The sequence below is a fragment of the Gimesia aquarii genome (genome assembly GCF_007748175.1).
In the GTDB taxonomy this organism is placed as follows: domain Bacteria; phylum Planctomycetota; class Planctomycetia; order Planctomycetales; family Planctomycetaceae; genus Gimesia; species Gimesia aquarii_A.
Map to the genome: position 1 here is coordinate 3,498,807 of NZ_CP037422.1, position 21,642 is coordinate 3,520,448.

Here is a 21,642-nt window from a genome sequence, read left to right on the forward strand (position 1 = left end):
CGATTACGAGGCCAAACCGTCTCAGTTTATTTTAAATCATTGAGTACAAGAAGGTAAGAGCAGAGAGCCGGGGCAATGGGAATTCACTTTTGTGAAATGGTTGTTGGGGTTTGCTCATCTACCTGCAACGCAGCTTTCGCTATATTTCGTAGCATGCCTGAAAAGACAAAATGATGCAGCGGGCAAACCGCATACCAGTACAGACGCCCAAGCAGACCGATGGGATCATAAATCGCTGTTTGCGTGATCGTCGAAGATTGATCGTTACCCGTTACCTGGAATTCGAGCCAGGCGCGTCCGGGGAGTTTCATCTCGGCAACCAGTCGTAGACGATGCTCAGGCTCATAGGCTTCCACGCGCCAGAAGTCGACGGTATCGCCAACCCGCAAATGTTCCGCATGTAAACGACCACGACGCATGCCGACGCCACCTACCAGTAAATCCATAAACCCTCGTAGATGCCATAACCAGTTGCAGGCATACCAGCCAGTATCGCCACCAATTCGTTGAATTGGCTGAAATGCAATCGAGGGAGGACGGGCAACTTGTGTCGTTCGTGAATCGACAAGTCGCGTACCAAATCGCACTCCCACCCAGGTCGGAAGTGCGCCTGAAGAAGAAAGCGCATCGGACCACCGTGTCTCCGCGAAGGCTTTGTCTTCATTCGCCAAGGCACGACGAATCGCCTGTTCGATGCCCATCGGTTGAATATCAAATACGTTCAAGGCGGCTTCATCGCGAACCACCGTGGAATGCACAATGCTTTCAATCAGTTTACGCCCAATGCGCGCGTATAAGGGTGTGACTAACCCCAACCACAGACTCGAAAGATAGGGTGTTAACACAGGTACCGGTATCATGTGAATTCGTAAATTACGACACTTGGCATACACACGCATGATGTCGGCGTAAGAATCTTGATCAGCACCGCCGATCTCATAGACGCGATAGTCTGAGAGCGGCAAATTCATGGCTGCCGTTAGATAGCCAATCAAATCTTCAATGGCGATCGGTTGCGCGTTACGCATCACCCACTTGGGTGTAATCATGATCGGCAGACGTTCCACCAGCGAACGAATCATCTCAAAGGAGAGGCTGCCCGAACCGATGACAATCGACGCACGAAACTCAAGCACAGGCACACCTGACTCGCGCAAAATTTCTCCCACTTCCTGGCGACTCCGTAGATGAGGCGAGAGTTCTTCATGCTCATCTCCCAGTCCCCCCAGATAGATAATGCGCTCCACTCCTGCCACGCGCGCCGCTTCTGCAAAATTCCGTGCGGCCAGACGATCATTTTCCTCAAACGAACCTTTGACCCCCATCGAGTGAATCAGATAGTAGGCTACTTTCACTCCCGCAAGCACGGCATCGAGTGTTTCACGTTCGAGTACATCGCCGGCCACCACTTCCGTCGAAGCGGCCACCTTAGGTTGCAGGATTTCAGGACGTCGTGCCAGGCAACGCACTCGATAACCGCTCTGTTCCAGCACAGGCAGCAACCGCCCGCCCACATAACCCGTGGCCCCAGTCAGGAGAATCAACCCCGGATCAAAGTTTAAGTCTTTCTGTTCGAGAGACATGGTCGAATTTCTATCAATTGACGTCTTACGGATATCACCGATCTGAAAGAAACCGGTCGGGAGAATTAGCTGCTTTTAAGATTATAGCCCTCAGGCTCCCAATGATGAGGGGGCGTTTTGGGATAATATTGCGGAATAACGACAAATGTCACACACTATTTCAGGAAGCGAAAATTACCATCACCTCAATCTAAAATCTCAATCAGCTCAGCTTGATCCCAAGCATGGATTTGGGAATCTACTGAGATTTTAGCAACCATGATGTCAATTTCATGATCATTCAGTTGAAGCATCACGCGACCAGGACGCAGGGTAATATCTTGAAATGTCATTTTTATTCCCGACATCTCATCTGCTTCATCGGGTAACTTGAATGTCCCCGACTTAATCACATCAGTACCAATATCTTTAAATAAAATCCGGCGACTCAGGTGATCAGATTCAGTTCCCGCTCGTCGAATTGTCAGAATCACGCCAGGTCCTTTGCTGTCAACTTCCGCTTCCCAATACCCCTTACTGGCATTGTACGAAAGGAACCACAGAAAAAAGAGAATCACCAAAACAAAACATACACCAATAACGTAAAGCAGATCCCGTTTCTCAGACTTTTTCATTTTCGCGCTCTCAGCTTTGTTTCAAAATGTTTCGAATCCTGGCTTTAACAGACGCTGCTTCATTCTGCATCGCCTCATCCAGAAGCTGATCGACCTCTGCTTGATATTCCGGGTATTGTTTAGCAAGCACATAAAATCCGTTATAGGTCCAGGCTCTCACGAACTTATTCTGGTCAGCCAGACAATCCCTCAGGAAAGATTCAACGACTTTGACGTTCGACTTACGAATGGGCATGAATGGCATACATTGCAAAATATGTAACTTCGATTCCCAATGTTCCAATTTGGGCAGCGTTCTGTAAATACTTCCTATCTCTTGAAGAGTCAAATGCCCCTCATCCTCCAAATGCTTCTTTAATAGCCAGGTCGCGCCTTTTTGATAAGGTACCTGTTTGATCAAAGAAAGGACCTTAGAAATAAAGGCAGGGGCATGATAATAACGGCTGTAAGTCAAGTGAATGTCATCGGCAGACTTACCATTCCAATCTGCAATTTCCTGCTGCATGCTCATGATTCAGATACTTCACCACTTGATTCTTGTACTTCAATTTGAAGTTTAGAGGCTTCAGGTTTCTTTTCCTGCTCTTTTTTCACCGTCGTTACTTCAGATTCCACTTTTTTCTCGACTGTCTTATTTCCCCTTAGTAGTTCACTGCAAGTTATTATCCAGGCGAACACATGCAGTAACACCATCACCGTACCTGCGATCAGAAACAGCCATAAGCCGACTGGCAAAAGCCATGAATAAGGATCACCGCTAAATATTTCATATCCCAGAAAATTAAACCTCAGATCATTCCAAAGCAAATGTAGGCCTAGAAAAAAAGCGGACAGAACAATCGGAATGTCAGCAAGGGTCAATAATCCGAGTTTCTTCCGTATATCCCATTTTTTGCAACTCCCTTTAGGATCGTCTTTAGAAATATCGCTAATTTTCTGAATCGCCATCAGTCTGATGGCAGAAAGATAAGCAGATAACGCAATCGCAATTCCCAAAATCGTCAGTAAATTGCTTGTATCCATGATCATGAAGCACCTCCTCTCAATTTGAAAAATCCATGACTTAACAACCAAACTGGTTTTAGTTGAAGTTCTATTTTCGTAGATGAAAGTGCCTGCTTGATTATTTTAAGTATGATTCAACACGCTATAGTAATTCATCCGCAATCGTGCGTTTGATTAATTGATTCGAGGGAACCGAATTGCGATCAAGCATCTTATGCGCTGCTTCCGCGCCAGAAACCGGAAGCGTTTCAGGATCGAGCAACCCCGCTTGTACCAGTGCCGAAGCCTGATCCCAGTGAATGTGTTCTTCGCTCATCTTTCCCTCTTCAAACGAAATAATCACAATCAGAACCAGTTCTAACCGACGCCCTGTGGGTGGAACGCCCGGCAATAACCAATCCATTTGCACTGTGTGCGTACAACGAAACACAAATTCATCCACGATGCGATTCTGTCCGACAGTCCGTGAGATTAACTCTGTCTCTACATCGGCCGGCATATGTGGGATGAAATATTTGTCATAAAAGTGCTCCAACTGCTTCCATCCCACGCCACCAGTCAGCGTCGGTATGTGATTCACATACGGCTCTTTGGTCATCGTCCCACAAGATGCGGAAGCACTCTTGGTTTCAAACTCCGCCTCTAAATGTGCTTCCCATAACTCAACCATCGCCCGCTGCTCTGAGGTCAGTGTGTTCATATCAAGCGTAAACATTTTGAGATTTCCCCGCGAAAGGCTGAAAGTCAGCTTCAGTAGTCCAAAGTGTAAGCGGATTACAAACCGATCTTCGAGTCACGATGAGGTACATAGCAACGATCAGATTCGATTCTGTCTTTTATTTATATCATAACGTAAAGATAAGGTTACGAAACTACTTTACATTTGAGAAATAGAAAACCGGGCTCTGTCGATAGTTTTTGATAAGATTCCGGAGACGATTCCTGCATGTGCGAAGCAGGTTCTCCCTCAGTTAATGTGATGACATACATCCCCGCATCGACAATGGCTTGAATAATCGATGTGAGAGGGCGTCGATAATATTCCACCCGTACCGGACGCCCCACCGTATCCCATTCATCCACAATTTTCTCAGTTAAAAAGTAATTGCCGGAGGGCGAGAGTTGATAATCGACAAAGGGATGATGTGTAGAAAAGATGAAAATGCCATCCGGTTTTAAGATTCGCTTGATATCAGTAAACAGTTTCGTGAAATCTTCAAGGTAATGAATCATCAAAGGACAAACAGCCACATCAAAGGTCTGATCCTGTTCATTGGGTAATCCATCAGCAAGATTCTGCACATAGCAATCAATCTGATCACCTAATTTTTCCTTTACAATTTGAATCATTTCTTGAGAACCATCAACGGCAGTGACTTTGGCACCGTTCTCAACCAGAAATTTAGAATAAAGCCCCGGCCCACAACCTAAATCAATCACTGTTTTCTCATTCACTTCAGGGAGCAATGAGAGTAATGATGGCCGTTCATAATGGGCATTATAAGAATTATTTTGAATCGCCGAGTCATATTCTCTGGCGAATTCGTCATACATAGGATTGTTCATTTAGTTCTCAATTAAGCGAAAGTATAAAACCTAGCCAGTTATAGCTTCGACTGATCGTTTTTTCTGCATGAATCGGTTGCCATCCATTTTCCAGTCTTCCCAACCCAGATGGCGGAAAAATCCGACTGCGCGAACCTTCTCATTGGGGTCGGTCGTCAGCCAAATCTCTAACCAGCCTCGTGCCCAGAGCGAATCTTCAACCATTGTCAACAGTCTCTTACCGATACCATTCCCTTCATACTCCCGCAGTACGGCGATCACCCACATCTCTCCCGTTTCTCTATTGCCAATCGCAAACCCAACTACCTGATTCTCAATCTCACAAAGCCAACCTTGATGCGTATGTTTCAGCATCTGTTTCACTACATTATAAGTATACCCCAAAGATTCCAGCTCTTCCGCACCGTTTGAATTTTCCCAGGTCGCAATCCGCACCTCAAAAAGTGCTGAGATATCTTCTATTTGAATTTCTCTGTATTTTGCGTTTGCTTGGTAGATCCTCCCGATCAACTCTTCAATATCATTGTTTTCTTCCCATGAAAGAATATCCTCTCCGGCTGGCCAGAAACGAACTTCAGTGCCCAGCTCATTGTCTTGACGAAAATTCATTATTACAGTCGGGCGCCTACTCCTCTTAGTGCCATAGCTTATATGCTTGATGTCCCCAAGATTAACTCTAATTTCCTTTCCTGAATTTCTGAGCAATAATGAGTCCCCATCATCATATACCTCATCAAGCACTTTTAATTCTTTGGATTTCAAAATGCTCCACAGAGCGATAATTATGATTGGGGTGAAATAAATAGCGAAAATCGGATTTCCTCGTACTCCAAATACAAGCATGGTCATAACATAGAATAAAGCACACAGAAAAATAATTGGGGAAAGCTTTTTATGAAAGAAAGTGACTCTACAAGATATTTTTTTCATGACCATTTTGCAATCTATTTGATTAATCGTAATAAAAACAGAAAGAGTAGATTCCGAAACAAAACAAACCAAATATCTTGTTATTTTTTCATTGGCTCAAAGATACACTCTCTGATGCGACATTCTGCCAGACACCAAATCGTATCAAACCGGCAACGACGCACAGCATTACAATCAACCCAATTGTACCAATCACGAATGAAACAAAACCCAAAGTGTAAACAGGAATTTGTTCGCAACCACACAATTGATACCTTGCATAAATCGTTTGTGGATAATCAGCCAAAGCAGCCACTCCATCTTCTACAATTATCGTCGCCGTATAATTCCCTGTTCTAAACGTAGGAATGTCGGCCAATATAATATCTTCAGCGACATTCCGTATGATCCGACCATTCTGAGGATGAACTCCTAAATGAACCAGTTCTCTGCTATCAACCTCATTTCCTTCCGCATCGGTGAATGTAATCGAAGCCGATAAACCAGTCAGTAGTCCGTCAGGTACATTTCCCGCTTCATCTTTAATATTACAGTCCAAAACTATAAGCTCACCGTGCGAGATACTACAGGTCTGATGAAAAGGAACACTGACTTTTCCCGGCTGAGACAAATCGATGGTTGTCTCCATCGGTCGGGCTACTATCCATTCTTGGAAATTTTCTTTGAAGCGAAAAGCAGATACTCCGAAGGAATATGCGATAGAAATCAAGACCAAAGCAATAATCAATCCAATGATCCTACCAATGGCCAGCTTTCGCATCGTCAATATGATCCAATTTGCAAGAATTGTTATTGGGATTTGTCGACATCTTCAACGATTGCAGTACCTTTCGTATCGATGCCAATGATTCGCTTGGTCGGTATCTGATCGGGCCGATAAAGCTGTGGCCGATACTGAAAATCTGGATTCTGTAGTTTCTTCACAATGATGTTCCCCAGTTCGTGATGGAGTTTTGCGGCAGTCGCCAAGTCCATCTGCGCTGTAAGGGCGGTGAAGTTATGATTGGGATCATGCAAGCGCAGCATCACACGCGTATCGGGAAGGTTTTTGCCGTTTAAGTCGATTCCTCTCCAGCTCGTCTCGACACTCCATCGATAACGTGCTGGAATGGCAACCACTCCGGAATCATCAACATGCAGGGCACTGGTATACATGTTATAGGAATTGCCGTGCGTTTTAGTTTTATTTGTAGTAGGTGGCGCGGCATAAAGCACAGTAAACAAGGCGCAGACAACAAGTGGACCAAATAATGAGGACCGGAAAAAACGTTTCATTCTGAGACTCCCTTCATTGAGTATGTAAACTGAACTGCTAAATAACTCCATTATGCGATGTGAATGCTGTTTACGAACATAATCAGCCCCCAGATATACCATGCCAGTATTCCAAGTAAAACAAAAATAGAATATTGAAAGCGTTGTGAGCGAAAAATCTTAAAAATGGCAGCTACGAATGCGATATCCACTATGAGCGAAAAAACACATAACCAATATTCTGAGATAGAGCTCAATAGCAAGTCGAAGGGGCCAATTCGGGAGATTACCCAGAAACCAAGATACTCCGAGTCCCCCAGAGAGAAAAGAAACAAGCCCCAGGATATGAGAAGTGGGAACACCCAAATGCCTATGGCGATCCCCAAAAATACTGTATTCGAGTTGGGTTCTGTCGCCAAGCATGCTGGTTGCGCTGATTCTTGTGTTAGCTCTGATGACTGATTCGCTTGTTCCAAAAGTAGAACCTCTAATCTGATAAACTTGTTTTTCAGTAGAAACAATCCACGTTACTTAATATCCAGACTCGTTTCTGTAAAAATGAGTATACACAATCGCCCTTTCGATGGCATTAAAAATTTGAGAAGTCAGCCTGCCTTTGTGGTTGATTCTGCCTGGAAAATGTTGGATAACAGTAATAAGAAGAAATCGTCCTCACTCCAAGTTGATACTCACTCCATCGATTCCAGTCGATTAACAATTCATTAAGAAAGTTCATTCGTGATGCGCAATAAATTATGTTTGATGCTGACGTTGATTCCAGCAAGCCTTTCTCTTGTCGTGGCTACCGCTGGTGCCGATGATTCATTAAATCGCCTCTCGAAAGCTGAACAACGTAGCGGCTGGAAACTGCTCTTTGATGGAAAGACAACCAACGGCTGGCGTAATTATAAAAAAGACAATGTCAGTGATGGCTGGACGATTAAAGACGGTGTTCTTTCCCGTTCCGCAAAAGGGGCTGGCGACATTATCACGAAAGATCAGTTTGAATTCTTCGAAATCTCGCTTGAGTATCGCATTTCCAAAGAGGGAAACAGCGGCCTGATGTTTCACGTCACGGAAGAAGAAAAGACCCCCTGGCGCACCGGGCCGGAAATTCAGATTCAAGATAACGTCGATGGACACGATCCCCAAAAAGCAGGTTGGCTGTACCAACTTTACAAACCAGCAACACCCAAATGGATGATCGAAGCAGAAAAGGCAGGCAAAAAAGTAACACCCGCCGTCGTGGATGCCACACGTCCCGCCGGTAAGTGGAATCACCTCTTTCTCAGAGTCGGGCCTGACCGATCCGAAGTCGTTATGAATGGGGTGAAATATTTCCGTTTCAATAAAGGGAGCGCCGACTGGGATAAACGGGTCGCCGCCAGCAAGTTCTCGAAGTTCCCTAAATTCGGAAAACCGACCAAAGGACATATCTGTCTGCAGGATCATAACGACCTGGTTTCATTCCGAAATATCAAAATCAGAGAGATCCCCGCAGATGGTTCGGTACAGGATCCCAGTGATGGGAAACTGGCACTCAAAGGCGTTCCCGCATTCCCCAATTTAAAATGGGAAGGTTGGGAAGCCGTCAATGAAGAAACAGGAAAAGTCGTTCCATTGCGACCGATGATTGTGACTCACGCCAATGATGATAGCGGTCGTATTTTTATCGCGACGCAGAACGGCATGATTCATGTCATCGATAAGAAGTCGCCAAAGAAAACCAAGCTGTTTCTCGACATCCGACCTAAGGTCGCCCCCTGGAAGAAGAACAATGAAGAAGGCATGTTAGGCCTGGCCTTTCATCCTGACTTCAAAGAAAATGGCCAGTTCTTCGTTTACTATTCCGCAGCGGAAGGCCCCCGTCGATCGATAGTTTCCAAGTTTCAAGTTTCAAAAGACGATCCCAATCGCGCTGATGCCAACAGTGAGCAAGTCGTAATGGAAATCGACCAGCCCTATGGTAACCATAACGGTGGATCAATTGCCTTTGGTCCGGACGGGTATCTGTATATCGGACTGGGAGACGGCGGTTCCGGCAATGATCCACTCGGCAACGGTCAGGATCTGGAAACCTTACTCGGTTCCATTTTACGTATCGATGTAGACCACAAACAAAACGGCAAGAACTATGCGATTCCCGCAGACAACCCGTTTGTCGATCGCGCCAAAGCCAAACCTGAAATTTACGCATACGGCGTTCGCAATGTCTGGCGGTTGAGCTTTGATCCTCAAACCGGCACTTTGTATGCAGGAGAAGTCGGCCAGGATCTCTGGGAAGAAGTCAACATTATTAAAAAAGGTGGCAACTACGGCTGGAGCGTTCGCGAAGGCACACGCAACTTTGGTAATCGTCCCGAGACTGCAAAAGACGCGCCCATCGATCCAATCTGGGAATACGATCACGGTGTTGGTCGTTCCATCACCGGTGGCATCGTCTACAGGGGCAAGCGGCTGCCTGAACTGCAAGGCATGTATGTCTACGCCGACTTTGTCTCCGGAAAAATCTGGGCGCTCGAATACGATGAAGAGTCTGGTAAAGTCATTCGCAATCTGCAAATCAGCTCAGGTGGGATTCCCGTCATGGCATTTGGAACCGATCAAGACGGAGAGCTGTATTACACAGTTCAAACCGTCAAAGGCGGCGAAGGAATTTTCCGGTTTGAAAAAGAGTAGACGGTAAGGACAGATCTATTTTTCGATTTGCGAGAGGTGATTCCAATGAGCAAATTCATCTGCCGAAGTTGGTGTTTTTTGATCGTGATCACTCTAATCGGTACACAAACTGGTTTGGCAAAGGAAAAAACAAAACCAAGTGCCCGCAATCGAGTTCGTTTAGCGCTGATGCGAGCAGTTCCGGAAAAATGGAAACTGGAGTCAAACTACCAACTTTTTGAGAAAGCAGTTTCCCAGGCTGCCCAAAAAAAAGCCGACGTGTTGATCACCCCAGAGTGCTGGCTCGATGGTTATGCGAGTACTGCCAAAGATTCTACTCCGGAGAAAATTCATACGGTTGCTCAACCACTCGACCAAAGCAAGTACCTTAAAAACGTAGCTCGCCTGGCAAAGAAACACCATATGTTTCTTTGTTTTGGTTTTACGTCGCTGGAAAAAGGGCGGGCTTTTAACGCCTCTGGCTTGTGGAGTGATCAGGGAAAACTAATTGGCGTGTATCATAAAACGCACCTGCAAGCTCATGACTTGCAGTATGCACCAGGGCGGGCCTTGCCCGTTTGGAACACTCCCTGGGGCAAAGTGGGTATGATGATTTGCGCCGATCGCCGTTGGCCCGAAACAGCTAGGACGTTAAGGCTCCAAGGGGCGCGTCTGATTCTCAATCCAACTTACGGTTTTCATAACGATTTGAACGAAGCCATGATGCGAACTCGATCTTACGAGAACCAATGCTTCATTGCATTTACTCACCCCAGGCAAAGCCTTGTCACCGGGCCACGAGGACAAGTGCTCGCAAAGCAGGATCACAAGAACGACAAAGAGGATGCGCCCCAAATTTTGATTTGTGACATCAACCTTTCACAGGCAAAAGAGAATAATCACCTTCAGGATCGCCGGCCGGAAATTTATGGCCCGCTTAATCGTTAACCGCCGCGCTGAGAGTGTGCCGCATTAGCTGCTGTGTCTTTGTCAATAAGAGCACGTAACTGCGAGGCCAGCGGCACGGCGTCCGTATATTGTTTTCCGTAATCCAAATTGAACGCGTAATCAAAACCTTTAGGGTTCCGACCTTGATTGTGTTGTATGAGGGTTTCAATCTTATCGAGTGCTTTGGCGATCTGTGCTTCATTGGATTCAATGTTTTCGTACTCGTCCCACAGAGACAAGAACTCAGACTTCAGGTGTGCGGGCAACGTCGACAGCAGAGATTCAAAGTCGGCTCGTTCCTTATCAGATTTGGGAGCTGCGCCTGTTTGAAAGGGAGCAGGTATGTCACCATTAATCGCCTCACCCAAATCATGCAGAACGCAAATCTTTAAAAGTCGAAGCAAGTCAACATTTGGTAATAAATCTGAAAACGTAATGACTAACAGCGTTAAACGCCATGTGTGGTCAGCCACACTCTCGGTTCTACCTTCGGTAGTATGACCACTGCGAAGGGTGTCTTTCAAACGCTCGGCGCGGCGAAGAAACTCCAGGCGATCTTGAAGTTGTGAATTGTCCATAAAAAACATTTTCTATATTCAGGAACTAGAGACGAAGTACTTGCGGACCCAAAGCATGTACCCCACGAACACGACAAAGCTCAGGCTGAACATCAAGGGCAGATTCATCCGATCGACTATTCCGGATTGCTCAATGATTTTTAACTGTTCCTTGGGCATATCCATTTCTTTATAAAGGTCCATCATGTCGATGCGTGAAAAAGTGATTATGCCTGATATGCCGAAAGTCACGTATGCAATCAGCATCGTCCACCAGGCTACAATTTTCAAGTGATATGTTGCCCAGGCCAGATAAACGGCAAGTAAAGAAAAGGCCAACATCACCAAACCACCTGAGAGTCCCTTCAATATGATTCCAAAGAACGGTGTCACAAAACCGTAGCTCGCCGAATAGAAGATCGATAAGGAGCTATAACCCAGCATCAGACTCATTGCCAGCACCGGCAGCGGACACTTGTCAGTCCAGCGAACATGAGGGTCTTTCATCTCGCACGTCGCTTTCACATGCTTACTTTGATAGAACAGAACGAAGATTCCAGGCAGGAAGAGATACATGCAACCGATGGTGCCCGTCATCACCACCTGCATAAACAGGAGCATCTCCGGTGGAATCTTCTGATCCTGACCTATCATGTTGAACAGGTTCGGCATCCAAACGGCGATCATGATCATCGCCATAATGCCGATGACAAGCCATATCCACGCCAGCACTAATGTCAGCGCTCTCGCCCAACGGCGGGCAAGAAATGAACCGACTCCCAACCAGATTAACAGCACCGCCAACAGGGTATAAATTCCAATTGCTGGAACCAGCGTCTGTGTATCCAGTTGGGGATTGACATCAGGGGCGACAGCCAGCGATAGCAACATCAATGGAATCATCAAGGCACAGCAGCCCCCCATGAAAATTTGCAGCAACCCAAAAATGATCAGCCCGGTACTTCGGTCCTTGAACGCTGGACGATCAGCCGACTGACTCTCGGCACTTGAGGAGCCTCCAGCACTGGTTGATTGCGCTGACTGTGCGGGAAGTTCGCCACTGACAGAGTCAGGCTTTGTCGGCTCACCCGACTGCGAAGAATCATTTTTTTCGTTGTCATTCATGGCGATTCCAATTCTGCAGTAACTGATTAATCATTTGAAGAACAACTATCACAGATAATACTGCATCAGTTTCTTACATGTCAGGGTACTCATCAGCGTAACAAATAAATGCAGTGTATCAAGAAAATAACAAAAGGCCCCAGTAAAGCATCACGAAAACTAACCAGTCATTGTAAACCATCTGATTTTCTATCAACGAGTGATAATTCAGAATCTCGTGCTAACCATTGGTCAATGAATTTAACGGCATTGGCAACACCATCTTCGCTTCGAATCCTCTGACCGATTTGATCGGCTTTCTCAATCATGGCAGTATCTGTGGTGACTTGACGAATCGCGGCGCTTAATTTTTCGACCGTCAGTTTCTTTTGGGGCAGGGGAGTCGGCCCCACGCCCAGATTTTCGATAATGCTACCCCAGAAAGGTTGATCGCCAAAGAAAGGACAAAGGATCGAAGGCCGCCCGGCACGCAGACCCGCGGCTGTCGTTCCACATCCCCCATGATGCACCACGGCTGCCACTTGAGGAAACAACCAGTCGTGCGGCGCAAAATCGAGCTTAAAAATGGTCTCCGGTAATTCGATTTGATCCAGATCAAGGCCCCCCCAGCCACGGGCCAGAATCGCACGGACTCCCGTTGCTTTCACAGCTTCGACAATTATTTTCGTCAAACGCAGAGGGTCCTGCCCAAAGATACTGCCAAATCCAAAGTAGATCGGCGGCTCACCGTTGGATAAAAATTCCTGAAGTTCAGCCGGAGGCTTCCAATCGTCGATCTGGTCCAGAAACCAGTATCCGGACACCCTTGCGTTTTCAGGCCAGTCTGTCGGTCGGGGAATCACAGATTCGCTAAACGCGTACAGTGCGGGTGCTGGTTGACCGTCTGACTGGTTCAAAAAATCAATTCCCTGCTTGCGCGGCAAGTCATTCTCTTTCCGCCACGCCGAAATATGCTTTCTCATTCCCCACCAGGTTGCTTTGTTAATCAACCCATGCGTCAACCGGTTATACCAACGCCCCAGCTTCCACTGCGGCAATCCCATCGCGGGGAAGTCGCCGGTGACAGCAAACAGAGGCAAATAGAATCCAATGATACTGAGCACACCCAATCTTTCAGCAAAATCGGGAGCACACAGTGCTTTGGGATGATAGAGAATGAGATCAGGCTGAACGGCTTGCGTTGCTTGCCAGGAATCATCAATCTGGCGACGCTGCATAGGGCCGACGGTGGGAATGATTTTGATCGCCGTACGAATTGCTTCCCACAGGTTCCCCGTATTTTCCATCGCAATCTTACCGTCATCTGAATGCATGAACTTAATCAGGTCATCATTCATAAACGCATAATCTAATCCATGTGCAGTGACAAAGGACTCAAAATAGGCACAGGTGCAAACGGTAACAGAATGGCCGGCGGCCTTGAGCCCTTTACCCAGGGCGACATAAGGCTGCACATCCCCCTGGGTACCGACGGTGATGATCAATATATTCATATCAACTAATGGATGTATAAGATTGATTAATAGTTAATCACTGAGCGATCCGTAAAATCGTGTATTGTAGAATGATAGACATTCAAATACATCCATCAACCTGCTGAATCACCAATACTTGCTGAACTGCTTTCAGAAAGTATTTTTTCCATGTGACTGCTTTTCGACTCTCAGGATCTTCAAACAGCGCATACCCTTTTTTGACATGGCCCTTTGGAAAATATTTGAGCGGCTTCGCCTTACCTTTAGCAATCAGCGATTCTGCTTTTTGCTCCGGTAACTTAAAAGCCAGCCCCTGAGGCGACCATGAAGCACAAATCGTTCCATCGGCATACAGGGCAGCACCACTGAAGAAGTCTTTGACTTCTAACGAATATGGAACTTCGTCTTCGATCCTCAACTTAGTTATTGGGTCAGATATTTCTTGAAATATTCTTTCGCCATATTTTTAGGAATTTGTGATTCGACCTGAGATTCCTTTTCTTTCCGGCAAATATCGATTAAAACTGTTTCCACTTGATTTTCTCAATTGGCTGACCAGGAAAATATCTGTTTAAGCCATAACCTCAATGTTTGTTTTTTGGACATGAGAATTCTAACCTGAGTCGCATGTTGAGCCAACCACGCTAAGCGTAATTCATTGATTCCAGAATTATAATAGAAGAGATCCTGCCAATCATTTCCCGGTTGAGCATAACTTCGTTTTGTGAACTCAGCAAAGATTGTAGAGCCTCTTTCTTTGGCAGCTTTCCGCATGAAACTGGCACATTCAACTTCATGAGCTGCGAGTATTTCGCGAAGCAATTCAAGCGCTTCCCGCTGTGGCCGTGCCCCGATTAATTCATACCCATCCGCGGCAATCTCTACCATTCGCGGCCATGTCCCATAGCAATTCCACAAAAATTGAGACCAGCCACCGTTATCTATATTATATTCGATTGCTTGAAATACCGGAATCATCTTTAGCTCGAGTGGTTCATCTGTAAAACAGTGGAAGTTCGTATTTTGCCAGTCCGGTTCTTCAGGGTAATGCTGGCGTAACCATTCAATGATGGATTTTTCAACTTCCTCACCCGTCATTTCCCCTCGCCTTTCTTAAGAACTCTCATTCAATAATATAATACAACCATGATTTGACAACATATTGTGTCTCATATTATTGGAAGGCAAAGCTATAAATTCAAAAAGCTCGGGCGAAACGTCTTCCACACATTTGCGACAATAGACACGATCATCCCACAACGTCACTGCTTCGCCAGAGACGGGGTCAGCACAATACGGACAGTAGGCGGGTTTGTTCAAACGAACGCCTCCTGACATGCTGTTCTTTACTGAAGTCATTGCTATTTACGATAATAGAAATATCTTAATGCAAAACATTACTTTCCATAAAAACTAATCGCCGCCTATTTCCTCTTCCTGCCTTTCAACCTCTTTCGCTTCCGTCACGTGCTCGCTTAAGGGATTCACGATACGGTCCATTTCCACCATCATCCCGATGATCCCACCAGAACCTGATCCAGTGCTCCCTTTATGCCGAGATAAGTCTTTCACACACCGCACAAGAATCAGGGACATCAACAATAAAAACAGGACGAGTACAACAATCATTATCAAATCGAATGGCTGCATGTGTTGACTCCTTGGGCTTAGCCCGTTTCACCAGACAATGCCGCTTTGAATTGCCGCAGTTGGGAGCGTAACTGAAATAGCGCGATGACGAATAAAATCTTGCCAGCGACCGAGAGGCAATTTAACAAAAAAGAGAATGACAGGATTTGTTTATAACGATCAGGCCCCATCATCATATTATTTGAGTCATTGAGAAACAGTTGCAGTAAATGGGTTAATAATTCAACACTCAAAACCACCAATAACGATACCACCAAACATGATTTTCCTTTGACTGTCGGCCAGGTCAGAGTGAAATAGAGCGCAACACATCCGAGCAGAAACAACAGCCACCACATAACTTGCCACACCATTCCAGAAGATCCCATGAAGCTTTGTCCCACATAAAAATGATAATAATTGAGTGACAGATCTGTATTCGAGTGGTGAAATCGATCAGTGACTGACTTCTGTCTTGCGAATTTCCTGCTGTTTCCGGTTACAATATCGAATGGCAACGGGCAAACCAATTCCGTACGGGATCCAGAGCAAGTGCTTGTAAGGCACTGGCAAGAGAAACATTAGCGCAAGAAACGTTAAGATGATCGTCCACAAGATCACAGACATCTGGATCATCAACGATTTTTCCCGCGGACCATTCGTATTCTTAATACTGAACCAGGTGCCGATTGCACCGCCCATAAAGCCAATGACCGTGCCACCAATACCGCCAATCAAGCCAATTGTTGCAGGATCCATTGTGTGTGTGTCCTCCACTGAATATCATTTGAAATTCTCAAACAACCGAATCGCGATCCAAATCCGAATAGGGATAATGGCCCGCCTTTTTTAATCGTTTAATCAAGCTGTTACCACCTTTTTGTCGAGCATAGTTCATCTCTCTCCGAAATACCTCAATCACGACCATCATACCAAAAGAATTCAGCTCACTATCAGAAAACGAACCATAGCGATCAAAGATCAAACATTTTCCCCCGATTTCTTCCATATCCTCTGGAAATTCGCAGGTTTCAGCAGGATTTAACGTCGCCTGTGCACCGTAGGGGGCAACCACATTCAGGATAGCCTTGAGATGATGATGTATTTGCCCGAAACTGGTGCTCTTATCAAGCGCCTCTTCAAAAGAAAATTTCTCTCTAGTAAACATCACAAGTTCATAACAGTCAAAAAAATCATTATTGGAACCTTTTCTAGGCAGAGTTGACAAATCTTTGGTAGCAATCCCCACTCCTTCAATTCCATTTGGATAATAATACCCATGGAGCGCACCTCCCACCGCATAGGGAATCAAAGAATGCATCACCATGTCATGCTCTTTGCCCAATACATGTTCCATCAGATTGCTTTTCTCTTCATACCACTGCTCAGCAGCAGCTTCATCATATGTTTCGCGTGAGAAAATTCTCTTAATCCAGTTCCACATCGTTATATTTCCAATGCTGGCTAAACTGACTCGTTCTCTTTCGATGACATTTTCTGATCGAACTGTTTTGGTCGTGTCACGCGTTGATAAACATAGATAAAGCCTAAAGCACAATAATTGGCAAGATGAATTTCAGAGCGTCCCTGTGGCGCGGAGTTTTTCTTAACAACACAAGTCCCTGCAAAACGGTCGGTCAGCGTCTGGCGATCTTCATCAACAGCAGACCACATTAGATCGTAGATGTAATTAAACGACATAAAAGTGCTGAGTAAAAGACGATATGTCATTCGAAATACAGAAGGCTTATTTCCTCTAAGATTGACAATCTTCGAATTGGTCACCCAATAACCAACTGTCCGAATTCTTGAAGCTCTGACAACAGTCAGATAGCCCCAAACACAAAATAACCAGATCCAAATGGGAGTCTCACTCACATAGTCACCTGTCAGCAAGTCATGGACTATCGTGATCAATGCCTGTAATAAAATTAACACAGTTACATCAACCATAAAAATGATAATCCGGCGCATGATCCCAATATAATCATCGGAGGTAAAGTAGACACCTTCACCCAAAGATCGATCATGTTGATATTCGGGCATGCAAATTGATCCTCTAAAAAGCAAATTATCTATCAAAACCAGATCACTTCGACCAGAAACATACATCTCAATAGAGTACATGCCATCAGGCTAATATGCAAACTCATAATAAGCCTCTGATTACCGTTCCTACTTGACTTCACACTCATACCGGCTTCTAATAAATTTTTGCTTGAGCACTATATGCATACGAAAGAAGGACCGACGAAATGGAACAGCAAACCTATTCTTCTATAAAAAATTACTTCTTGGGGATTGCCTCCTTTTTATTCTATTTCATCAGCCCACTCATTTCAGAAGCCGTCGAGAATCAGTCGACAGAAGTAAAAGCAAAACAAAACGCCAGTGTCTTACTTACACAAAGCCTCGATCGCGCGAAACAACTCGCACAGAAAACGACTATCTACCGAGACACGTACGGCGTGCCACATGTCACAGGACCAACCGATGCCAGTGTGGTCTTTGGTTTTACCTATGCACGTGCAGAAGATGAATTTCAAAAAATCCAAAAAAGCCTGCTTAGCGGAATGGGACGTTCCGCAGAATTAATCGGACCAGGCGGTTTTCCGATGGACCGTCTGATGCGCATCAACGAAGTTCCGAAGCACGCAAAGGCCGAATTTGCAGCCACTGACGATGATTTCAAAACCATTCTGATCGCCTATGCGGATGCGCTCAATTATTACGTCGCGAATCACCCCGAAGAGCAACCTGTACTCATAAGGCGGTTCGAACCGTGGCATCTGCTGGCAGCCAGTCGAACCATGAATCTCGCTTTATTGACCAAGAGTCCAGAATACCGGCATCTGTTAAAAGTGATGAAACAGCAGGCAGACTCCAAAAAGAACAAAACCAAATTGCCAGAACCAAAACCAAAGGAGGAACAAGATGGCTCAAACATGTGGGCCATCGGCCCCAGTCGCAGTGCCACCGGAAACGCAATGCTGCTGATCAATCCTCATATCCCGCTCAACGAAGTCTATGAAGGGCATCTGAACAGCGAAACCGGTTTAAATATTTCAGGTGGTTTCGCATACGGTAGCTTCCTGTTTCCCTTTGCTGGGCACAACGAAAAACTGGGATGGAGTCTGACGGTCAACTATCCGGATATCGTGGATGTCTATGTGGAATCATTTAATCATCCATATGATCCTTTAAAGTATCGTTTTAACGACCAGTGGCTGACAGCGGAAACCTGGAAAGAGACGATTAAAATCAAGCAAACCAATGGAAAATTGATCGAACAAGAGATCACCTGTTTAAAAACTCATCACGGCCCTGTCTTGATTCTGTTTAACAAGAAAGGCTATGCGATTCGCACGGCAATGATTCGTGAGGGAGGCATGCCGCAGCAATTCTATCAAATGGCAAAAGCCAAAAACCGCAATGAATTCCAGGCAGCAGTTTCAAAACGCGCGCTGGTCTTTCACAACATCATGTATGCCGACGTTGAAGGAAACACGTGGTATGTTTACAACTCAGCAACACCCCGACGCGATCCAACGATCGATTGGACCAAACCGGTCCCCGGTAACACATCTGCAACAGAATGGGCGGGCTACCACACACTGCATGAACTACCACAGGTTCTGAACCCGGCATGTGGCTGGATGCAGAACTGTAATTCATCTCCGTTCACGACATGTACAATGAAAGAAAGTCCGCAGCGTAAGAAATACCCTCGCTATTTAGGCCATCGAGACCAGGACAATAACCGAGTCAAAATATCAAAGAAGATCTTGTCCGGGAATGACAAATTTACTTTTAACACTTGGTCTGACGCCGCCTGGGATACTCACGTGAATGAAGCCAACACTTGGATTTCAGGCATGTCGAAAGCTCTCTCATCCATTGAAAGTGAAACCACAAACCAGCGACATGCTCGACTGGCAGAATCCGTTAAGCCATTAGTCAACGAACTCAAATCCTGGGACCAGCAATGCAAACAAGACTCTGTAGCGTCGACACTGTTTCATTTATGGTATGAAAAAATGGGACGAAGAATTCAACAAGTCAAACCAAACGACATCGAAACGCTCGAACTGCTATCTGTAGTAAAACAAGATTTAGAAAACAGGTTTGGTGATTGGCGTATTGAATATGGCGAAGTGTTTCGGCATCAGCGCCCCGGCAGAGCAGGGCAGTTAGCTGGTGACAAAGGAAAGAGCTTTCCTCTTGCCGGAGGTCACCCTCGTGTCGGAATGGTTTTTACACATCTGTCGCGTGAAGTTCCCGGCTCAAAAAAGAGATATGGTTTTCACGGCCATTCCTACGTCAGCGTCATCGAATTCGATCCGAAGGGAATTCGTGCGAAATCGATTGTCCCCTATGGACAAAGCACAAATCCAAAATCACCTCATTACCTGGATCAGGCACCGCTCTATGCAAACGGTCAATTCAAACCGGCCTGGTTTACGATGGATGAAATTCGCAAGAACACCAGCCGATCGTATCATCCGGGAGAATAGCCGGTTCAGCCATGCGTCTCTATTTAAAATATGACTCATCATCCTAACAACCATTGCATCGCATCAGAAAATTCGGCTTCCCAACACTTTGGATCGTGCCCTCCTGCAAAGAGATGATAATGCACACTCTCTCCTTGCGCCTTTAGTGCATCTGCAAATCGCCTGACCGCCGATATCTGATCGACATCTTGTACTAAGTCAGTCGGAGGATGAACGATTCCCGAATCTGTTTCCTGATCACCCACACTAATCCAAAATTTATCTCCGTTACCAGAATAACTTCGTAAGTAACTCGTGAGCCATTCCTGATTCCACCACAGAGATCCAGACTGACAAAGTGTGAATGAAAAGACCTTAGGTGTAGTTAGAGCAGTAAAAGCCACTTGAAGTCCACTCAAACTCAGCCCACCGATCAAGCAATCTTGCTTGGAAATTCCTGCATTCTGACTTCGAATCCACTCAATCAGGTCTTCGGTAATGAAACGCGCATAACGATCATTGCAGGTAAAGTCGTAGTGACGCGTTTCTCCATTTTCATAAGAAACAAACAGACATGCGATCGGAGGAATCAGTCCTTCGCGTTGTAACGCGACCAATTGCGCAGGGGCATCCATTTGATTGATGTAATATTCACCATCGAGAAAAATCCCGATTCTCACAGGTGGGTCCTCGGCAGGTAAGTACCACACTCGGCGTCTGTATTCACCGCAAGAACTAGTCAGAGTGTGTTTTTCTAAATTCATCATTAAGTGCATCTCTTATTCACTGAAGATGTATTAGTCGGTCCGATCTTCAAAACCTGACAGCCTCTAGACTTCACGCCTGACAAACTCTTCGCGAAGGCACAGGATCTTAAGTTCCACCAATCGCGATCACAACGACGACTTTCACAAAATTTGATTTTCGTTCCAAAAAAGGACTTTACATATTCCTATATGGGAATATAATGACCGACATGCCTAGATCACCAACAACAACCGACGCTTTTAATGCCATTGCGGAAGAACGCAGGCGCGAAATCATCCATCATCTGGCAGGTCAGGAGCGTTCTGTGAATGACCTGGTGGACTCGATGGGTGTGGCACAACCACAAGTATCGAAACATCTTCGCGTATTGCGGGAGGTGGGGCTCGTGAATGTGAGACAGGACGGAAAACACCGCTGGTACAGCCTCAACGCCAAACAACTCAAACCAGTTTTTGACTGGGTACAAACATTTGAACAATTCTGGGATCACCAGTTGGCTGGAGTCAAAGCACTTGCTGAGGCTAAGGCCAAAGCAGCGAAACAAGAGAAATCCTAGAAAGAGAAAGAAGGGTAACCAAACATGGTAACAGCAGCAGATCAAAATCAGACGTCGTTATATATCGAGCGCACTATCGAAATTGCCGCGCCGATTCAGCTGGCGTACGAATCGCTACTCGAACAATTGGGACCTGCTTCCGAAATGCCGGATGGAACTCCTTTGCCTATGAAACTGGAAGCGTGGCCCGGCGGTCGCTGGTTTCGCGATCTTGGAGAAGGGGCAGGGCATTTCTGGGGAACTGTCCAGGTCATCAAGCCACCCACTCTGATTGAAATCAACGGGCCGCTCTTCATGTCCTATCCGGTCATGTCACATATGCAATACCGACTCATCGAAAAGGGTGAAGCCACCACACTACAGTTCCTGCATCAGGCCATTGGAAATATTGATCCCTCACATGCGGAACATGTGACTCCTGGCTGGGAGTACCAGTTAGGTCAAATCAAACAACGTGCTGAACAATCAGCTTAAAACCCCT

25 protein-coding genes are annotated in these 21,642 nt (G+C 45.7%); 5 read left to right on the forward strand and 20 right to left on the reverse strand.

The genetic code is table 11. The features are described from left to right. Positions 1 to 83: 83 nt before the first annotated feature. The 9 genes from V202x_RS13380 to V202x_RS13420 form a co-directional block, all read right to left on the reverse strand. Positions 84 to 1,583, reverse strand: coding sequence for an SDR family oxidoreductase (locus V202x_RS13380; protein WP_145175539.1), 1,500 nt, complete (start codon positions 1,581 to 1,583; stop codon positions 84 to 86). A 185-nt stretch (positions 1,584 to 1,768) separates the two neighbouring features. Further along, a complete protein-coding gene (locus V202x_RS13385; RefSeq protein ID WP_145175542.1) occupies positions 1,769 to 2,197 on the reverse strand; it encodes a hypothetical protein in 429 nt (142 codons plus the stop codon). A gap of 10 nt (positions 2,198 to 2,207) precedes the next feature. Next, complete coding sequence (locus V202x_RS13390) at positions 2,208 to 2,702, reverse strand: hypothetical protein (protein ID WP_197993375.1); 495 nt, start codon at positions 2,700 to 2,702, stop codon at positions 2,208 to 2,210. 2 nt (positions 2,703 to 2,704) lie between these two features. Continuing rightward, a complete protein-coding gene (locus V202x_RS13395; RefSeq protein WP_145175547.1) occupies positions 2,705 to 3,220 on the reverse strand; it encodes a hypothetical protein in 516 nt (171 codons plus the stop codon). A gap of 124 nt (positions 3,221 to 3,344) precedes the next feature. After that, the gene (locus V202x_RS13400) at positions 3,345 to 3,917 is read right to left on the reverse strand and encodes an ester cyclase (RefSeq protein WP_145175550.1); all 573 of its coding nucleotides are present in this window, start codon (positions 3,915 to 3,917) and stop codon (positions 3,345 to 3,347) included. Between the two features lie 149 nt (positions 3,918 to 4,066). Continuing rightward, entirely contained in the window at positions 4,067 to 4,768 is a 702-nt protein-coding gene (locus V202x_RS13405; protein WP_145175553.1) for a class I SAM-dependent DNA methyltransferase, read from the reverse strand. A 30-nt stretch (positions 4,769 to 4,798) separates the two neighbouring features. Next, entirely contained in the window at positions 4,799 to 5,704 is a 906-nt protein-coding gene (locus tag V202x_RS13410; protein WP_145175556.1) for a GNAT family N-acetyltransferase, read from the reverse strand. Positions 5,705 to 5,786: 82 nt separating this feature from the next. Continuing rightward, a complete protein-coding gene (locus V202x_RS13415; RefSeq protein WP_145175559.1) occupies positions 5,787 to 6,458 on the reverse strand; it encodes a hypothetical protein in 672 nt (223 codons plus the stop codon). Between the two features lie 29 nt (positions 6,459 to 6,487). Beyond that, the gene (locus V202x_RS13420) at positions 6,488 to 6,973 is read right to left on the reverse strand and encodes a hypothetical protein (RefSeq protein WP_145175562.1); all 486 of its coding nucleotides are present in this window, start codon (positions 6,971 to 6,973) and stop codon (positions 6,488 to 6,490) included. 720 nt (positions 6,974 to 7,693) lie between these two features. Between V202x_RS13420 and V202x_RS13425 the strand changes: the two genes are divergently transcribed. Next, the gene (locus tag V202x_RS13425; RefSeq protein WP_145175565.1) at positions 7,694 to 9,631 is read left to right on the forward strand and encodes a PQQ-dependent sugar dehydrogenase; all 1,938 of its coding nucleotides are present in this window, start codon (positions 7,694 to 7,696) and stop codon (positions 9,629 to 9,631) included. A 45-nt stretch (positions 9,632 to 9,676) separates the two neighbouring features. After that, positions 9,677 to 10,558, forward strand: a complete 882-nt coding sequence (locus tag V202x_RS13430; RefSeq protein WP_145175568.1) for a carbon-nitrogen hydrolase family protein — start codon at positions 9,677 to 9,679, stop codon at positions 10,556 to 10,558. Here the strand turns inward: V202x_RS13430 and V202x_RS13435 are convergent. From V202x_RS13435 to V202x_RS13480, 10 genes are all read right to left on the reverse strand, one after another. Next, positions 10,555 to 11,136: an HD domain-containing protein gene (locus V202x_RS13435; protein WP_145175571.1), complete on the reverse strand. Its 582-nt coding sequence runs from the start codon at positions 11,134 to 11,136 to the stop codon at positions 10,555 to 10,557. The two genes, V202x_RS13430 and V202x_RS13435, sit on opposite strands and share 4 nt — an antisense overlap. Before the next feature lie 18 nt (positions 11,137 to 11,154). Beyond that, positions 11,155 to 12,240, reverse strand: coding sequence for a hypothetical protein (locus tag V202x_RS13440; protein ID WP_145175574.1), 1,086 nt, complete (start codon positions 12,238 to 12,240; stop codon positions 11,155 to 11,157). A 167-nt stretch (positions 12,241 to 12,407) separates the two neighbouring features. After that, positions 12,408 to 13,733 (reverse strand): glycosyltransferase, encoded by a 1,326-nt coding sequence (locus V202x_RS13445; RefSeq protein WP_145175577.1) that lies wholly within the window; start codon positions 13,731 to 13,733, stop codon positions 12,408 to 12,410. A gap of 82 nt (positions 13,734 to 13,815) precedes the next feature. Further along, on the reverse strand, positions 13,816 to 14,133 hold the full coding sequence (locus tag V202x_RS13450; protein ID WP_197993376.1) for a TfoX/Sxy family protein: 318 nt from the start codon (positions 14,131 to 14,133) through the stop codon (positions 13,816 to 13,818). A 125-nt stretch (positions 14,134 to 14,258) separates the two neighbouring features. Then, complete coding sequence (locus V202x_RS13455; RefSeq protein ID WP_145175583.1) at positions 14,259 to 14,813, reverse strand: DUF4375 domain-containing protein; 555 nt, start codon at positions 14,811 to 14,813, stop codon at positions 14,259 to 14,261. A gap of 315 nt (positions 14,814 to 15,128) precedes the next feature. Next, positions 15,129 to 15,365, reverse strand: coding sequence for a hypothetical protein (locus V202x_RS13460; protein WP_145175587.1), 237 nt, complete (start codon positions 15,363 to 15,365; stop codon positions 15,129 to 15,131). 17 nt (positions 15,366 to 15,382) lie between these two features. Then, positions 15,383 to 15,718: a hypothetical protein gene (locus tag V202x_RS13465; RefSeq protein ID WP_145175590.1), complete on the reverse strand. Its 336-nt coding sequence runs from the start codon at positions 15,716 to 15,718 to the stop codon at positions 15,383 to 15,385. Between the two features lie 82 nt (positions 15,719 to 15,800). Beyond that, on the reverse strand, positions 15,801 to 16,103 hold the full coding sequence (locus tag V202x_RS13470) for a hypothetical protein (protein ID WP_145175593.1): 303 nt from the start codon (positions 16,101 to 16,103) through the stop codon (positions 15,801 to 15,803). 37 nt (positions 16,104 to 16,140) lie between these two features. Further along, complete coding sequence (locus V202x_RS13475; protein WP_145175596.1) at positions 16,141 to 16,788, reverse strand: suppressor of fused domain protein; 648 nt, start codon at positions 16,786 to 16,788, stop codon at positions 16,141 to 16,143. Positions 16,789 to 16,808: 20 nt separating this feature from the next. Beyond that, on the reverse strand, positions 16,809 to 17,390 hold the full coding sequence (locus tag V202x_RS13480) for an RDD family protein (protein ID WP_197993377.1): 582 nt from the start codon (positions 17,388 to 17,390) through the stop codon (positions 16,809 to 16,811). Positions 17,391 to 17,599: 209 nt separating this feature from the next. Here V202x_RS13480 and V202x_RS13485 point away from each other — a divergent pair, with 209 nt between their 5' ends. Then, entirely contained in the window at positions 17,600 to 19,858 is a 2,259-nt protein-coding gene (locus V202x_RS13485; RefSeq protein WP_145175602.1) for a penicillin acylase family protein, read from the forward strand. Between the two features lie 38 nt (positions 19,859 to 19,896). Here V202x_RS13485 and V202x_RS13490 read toward each other — a convergent pair whose 3' ends face one another. Then, on the reverse strand, positions 19,897 to 20,604 hold the full coding sequence (locus V202x_RS13490) for an alpha/beta hydrolase (protein ID WP_197993378.1): 708 nt from the start codon (positions 20,602 to 20,604) through the stop codon (positions 19,897 to 19,899). A gap of 209 nt (positions 20,605 to 20,813) precedes the next feature. Here V202x_RS13490 and V202x_RS13495 point away from each other — a divergent pair, with 209 nt between their 5' ends. Together V202x_RS13495 and V202x_RS13500 are read left to right on the forward strand one after the other, a co-directional pair. Further along, positions 20,814 to 21,161, forward strand: a complete 348-nt coding sequence (locus V202x_RS13495) for an ArsR/SmtB family transcription factor (protein ID WP_145175606.1) — start codon at positions 20,814 to 20,816, stop codon at positions 21,159 to 21,161. 24 nt (positions 21,162 to 21,185) lie between these two features. Further along, on the forward strand, positions 21,186 to 21,635 hold the full coding sequence (locus tag V202x_RS13500; protein ID WP_145175609.1) for an SRPBCC family protein: 450 nt from the start codon (positions 21,186 to 21,188) through the stop codon (positions 21,633 to 21,635). Positions 21,636 to 21,642 lie beyond the last annotated feature (7 nt).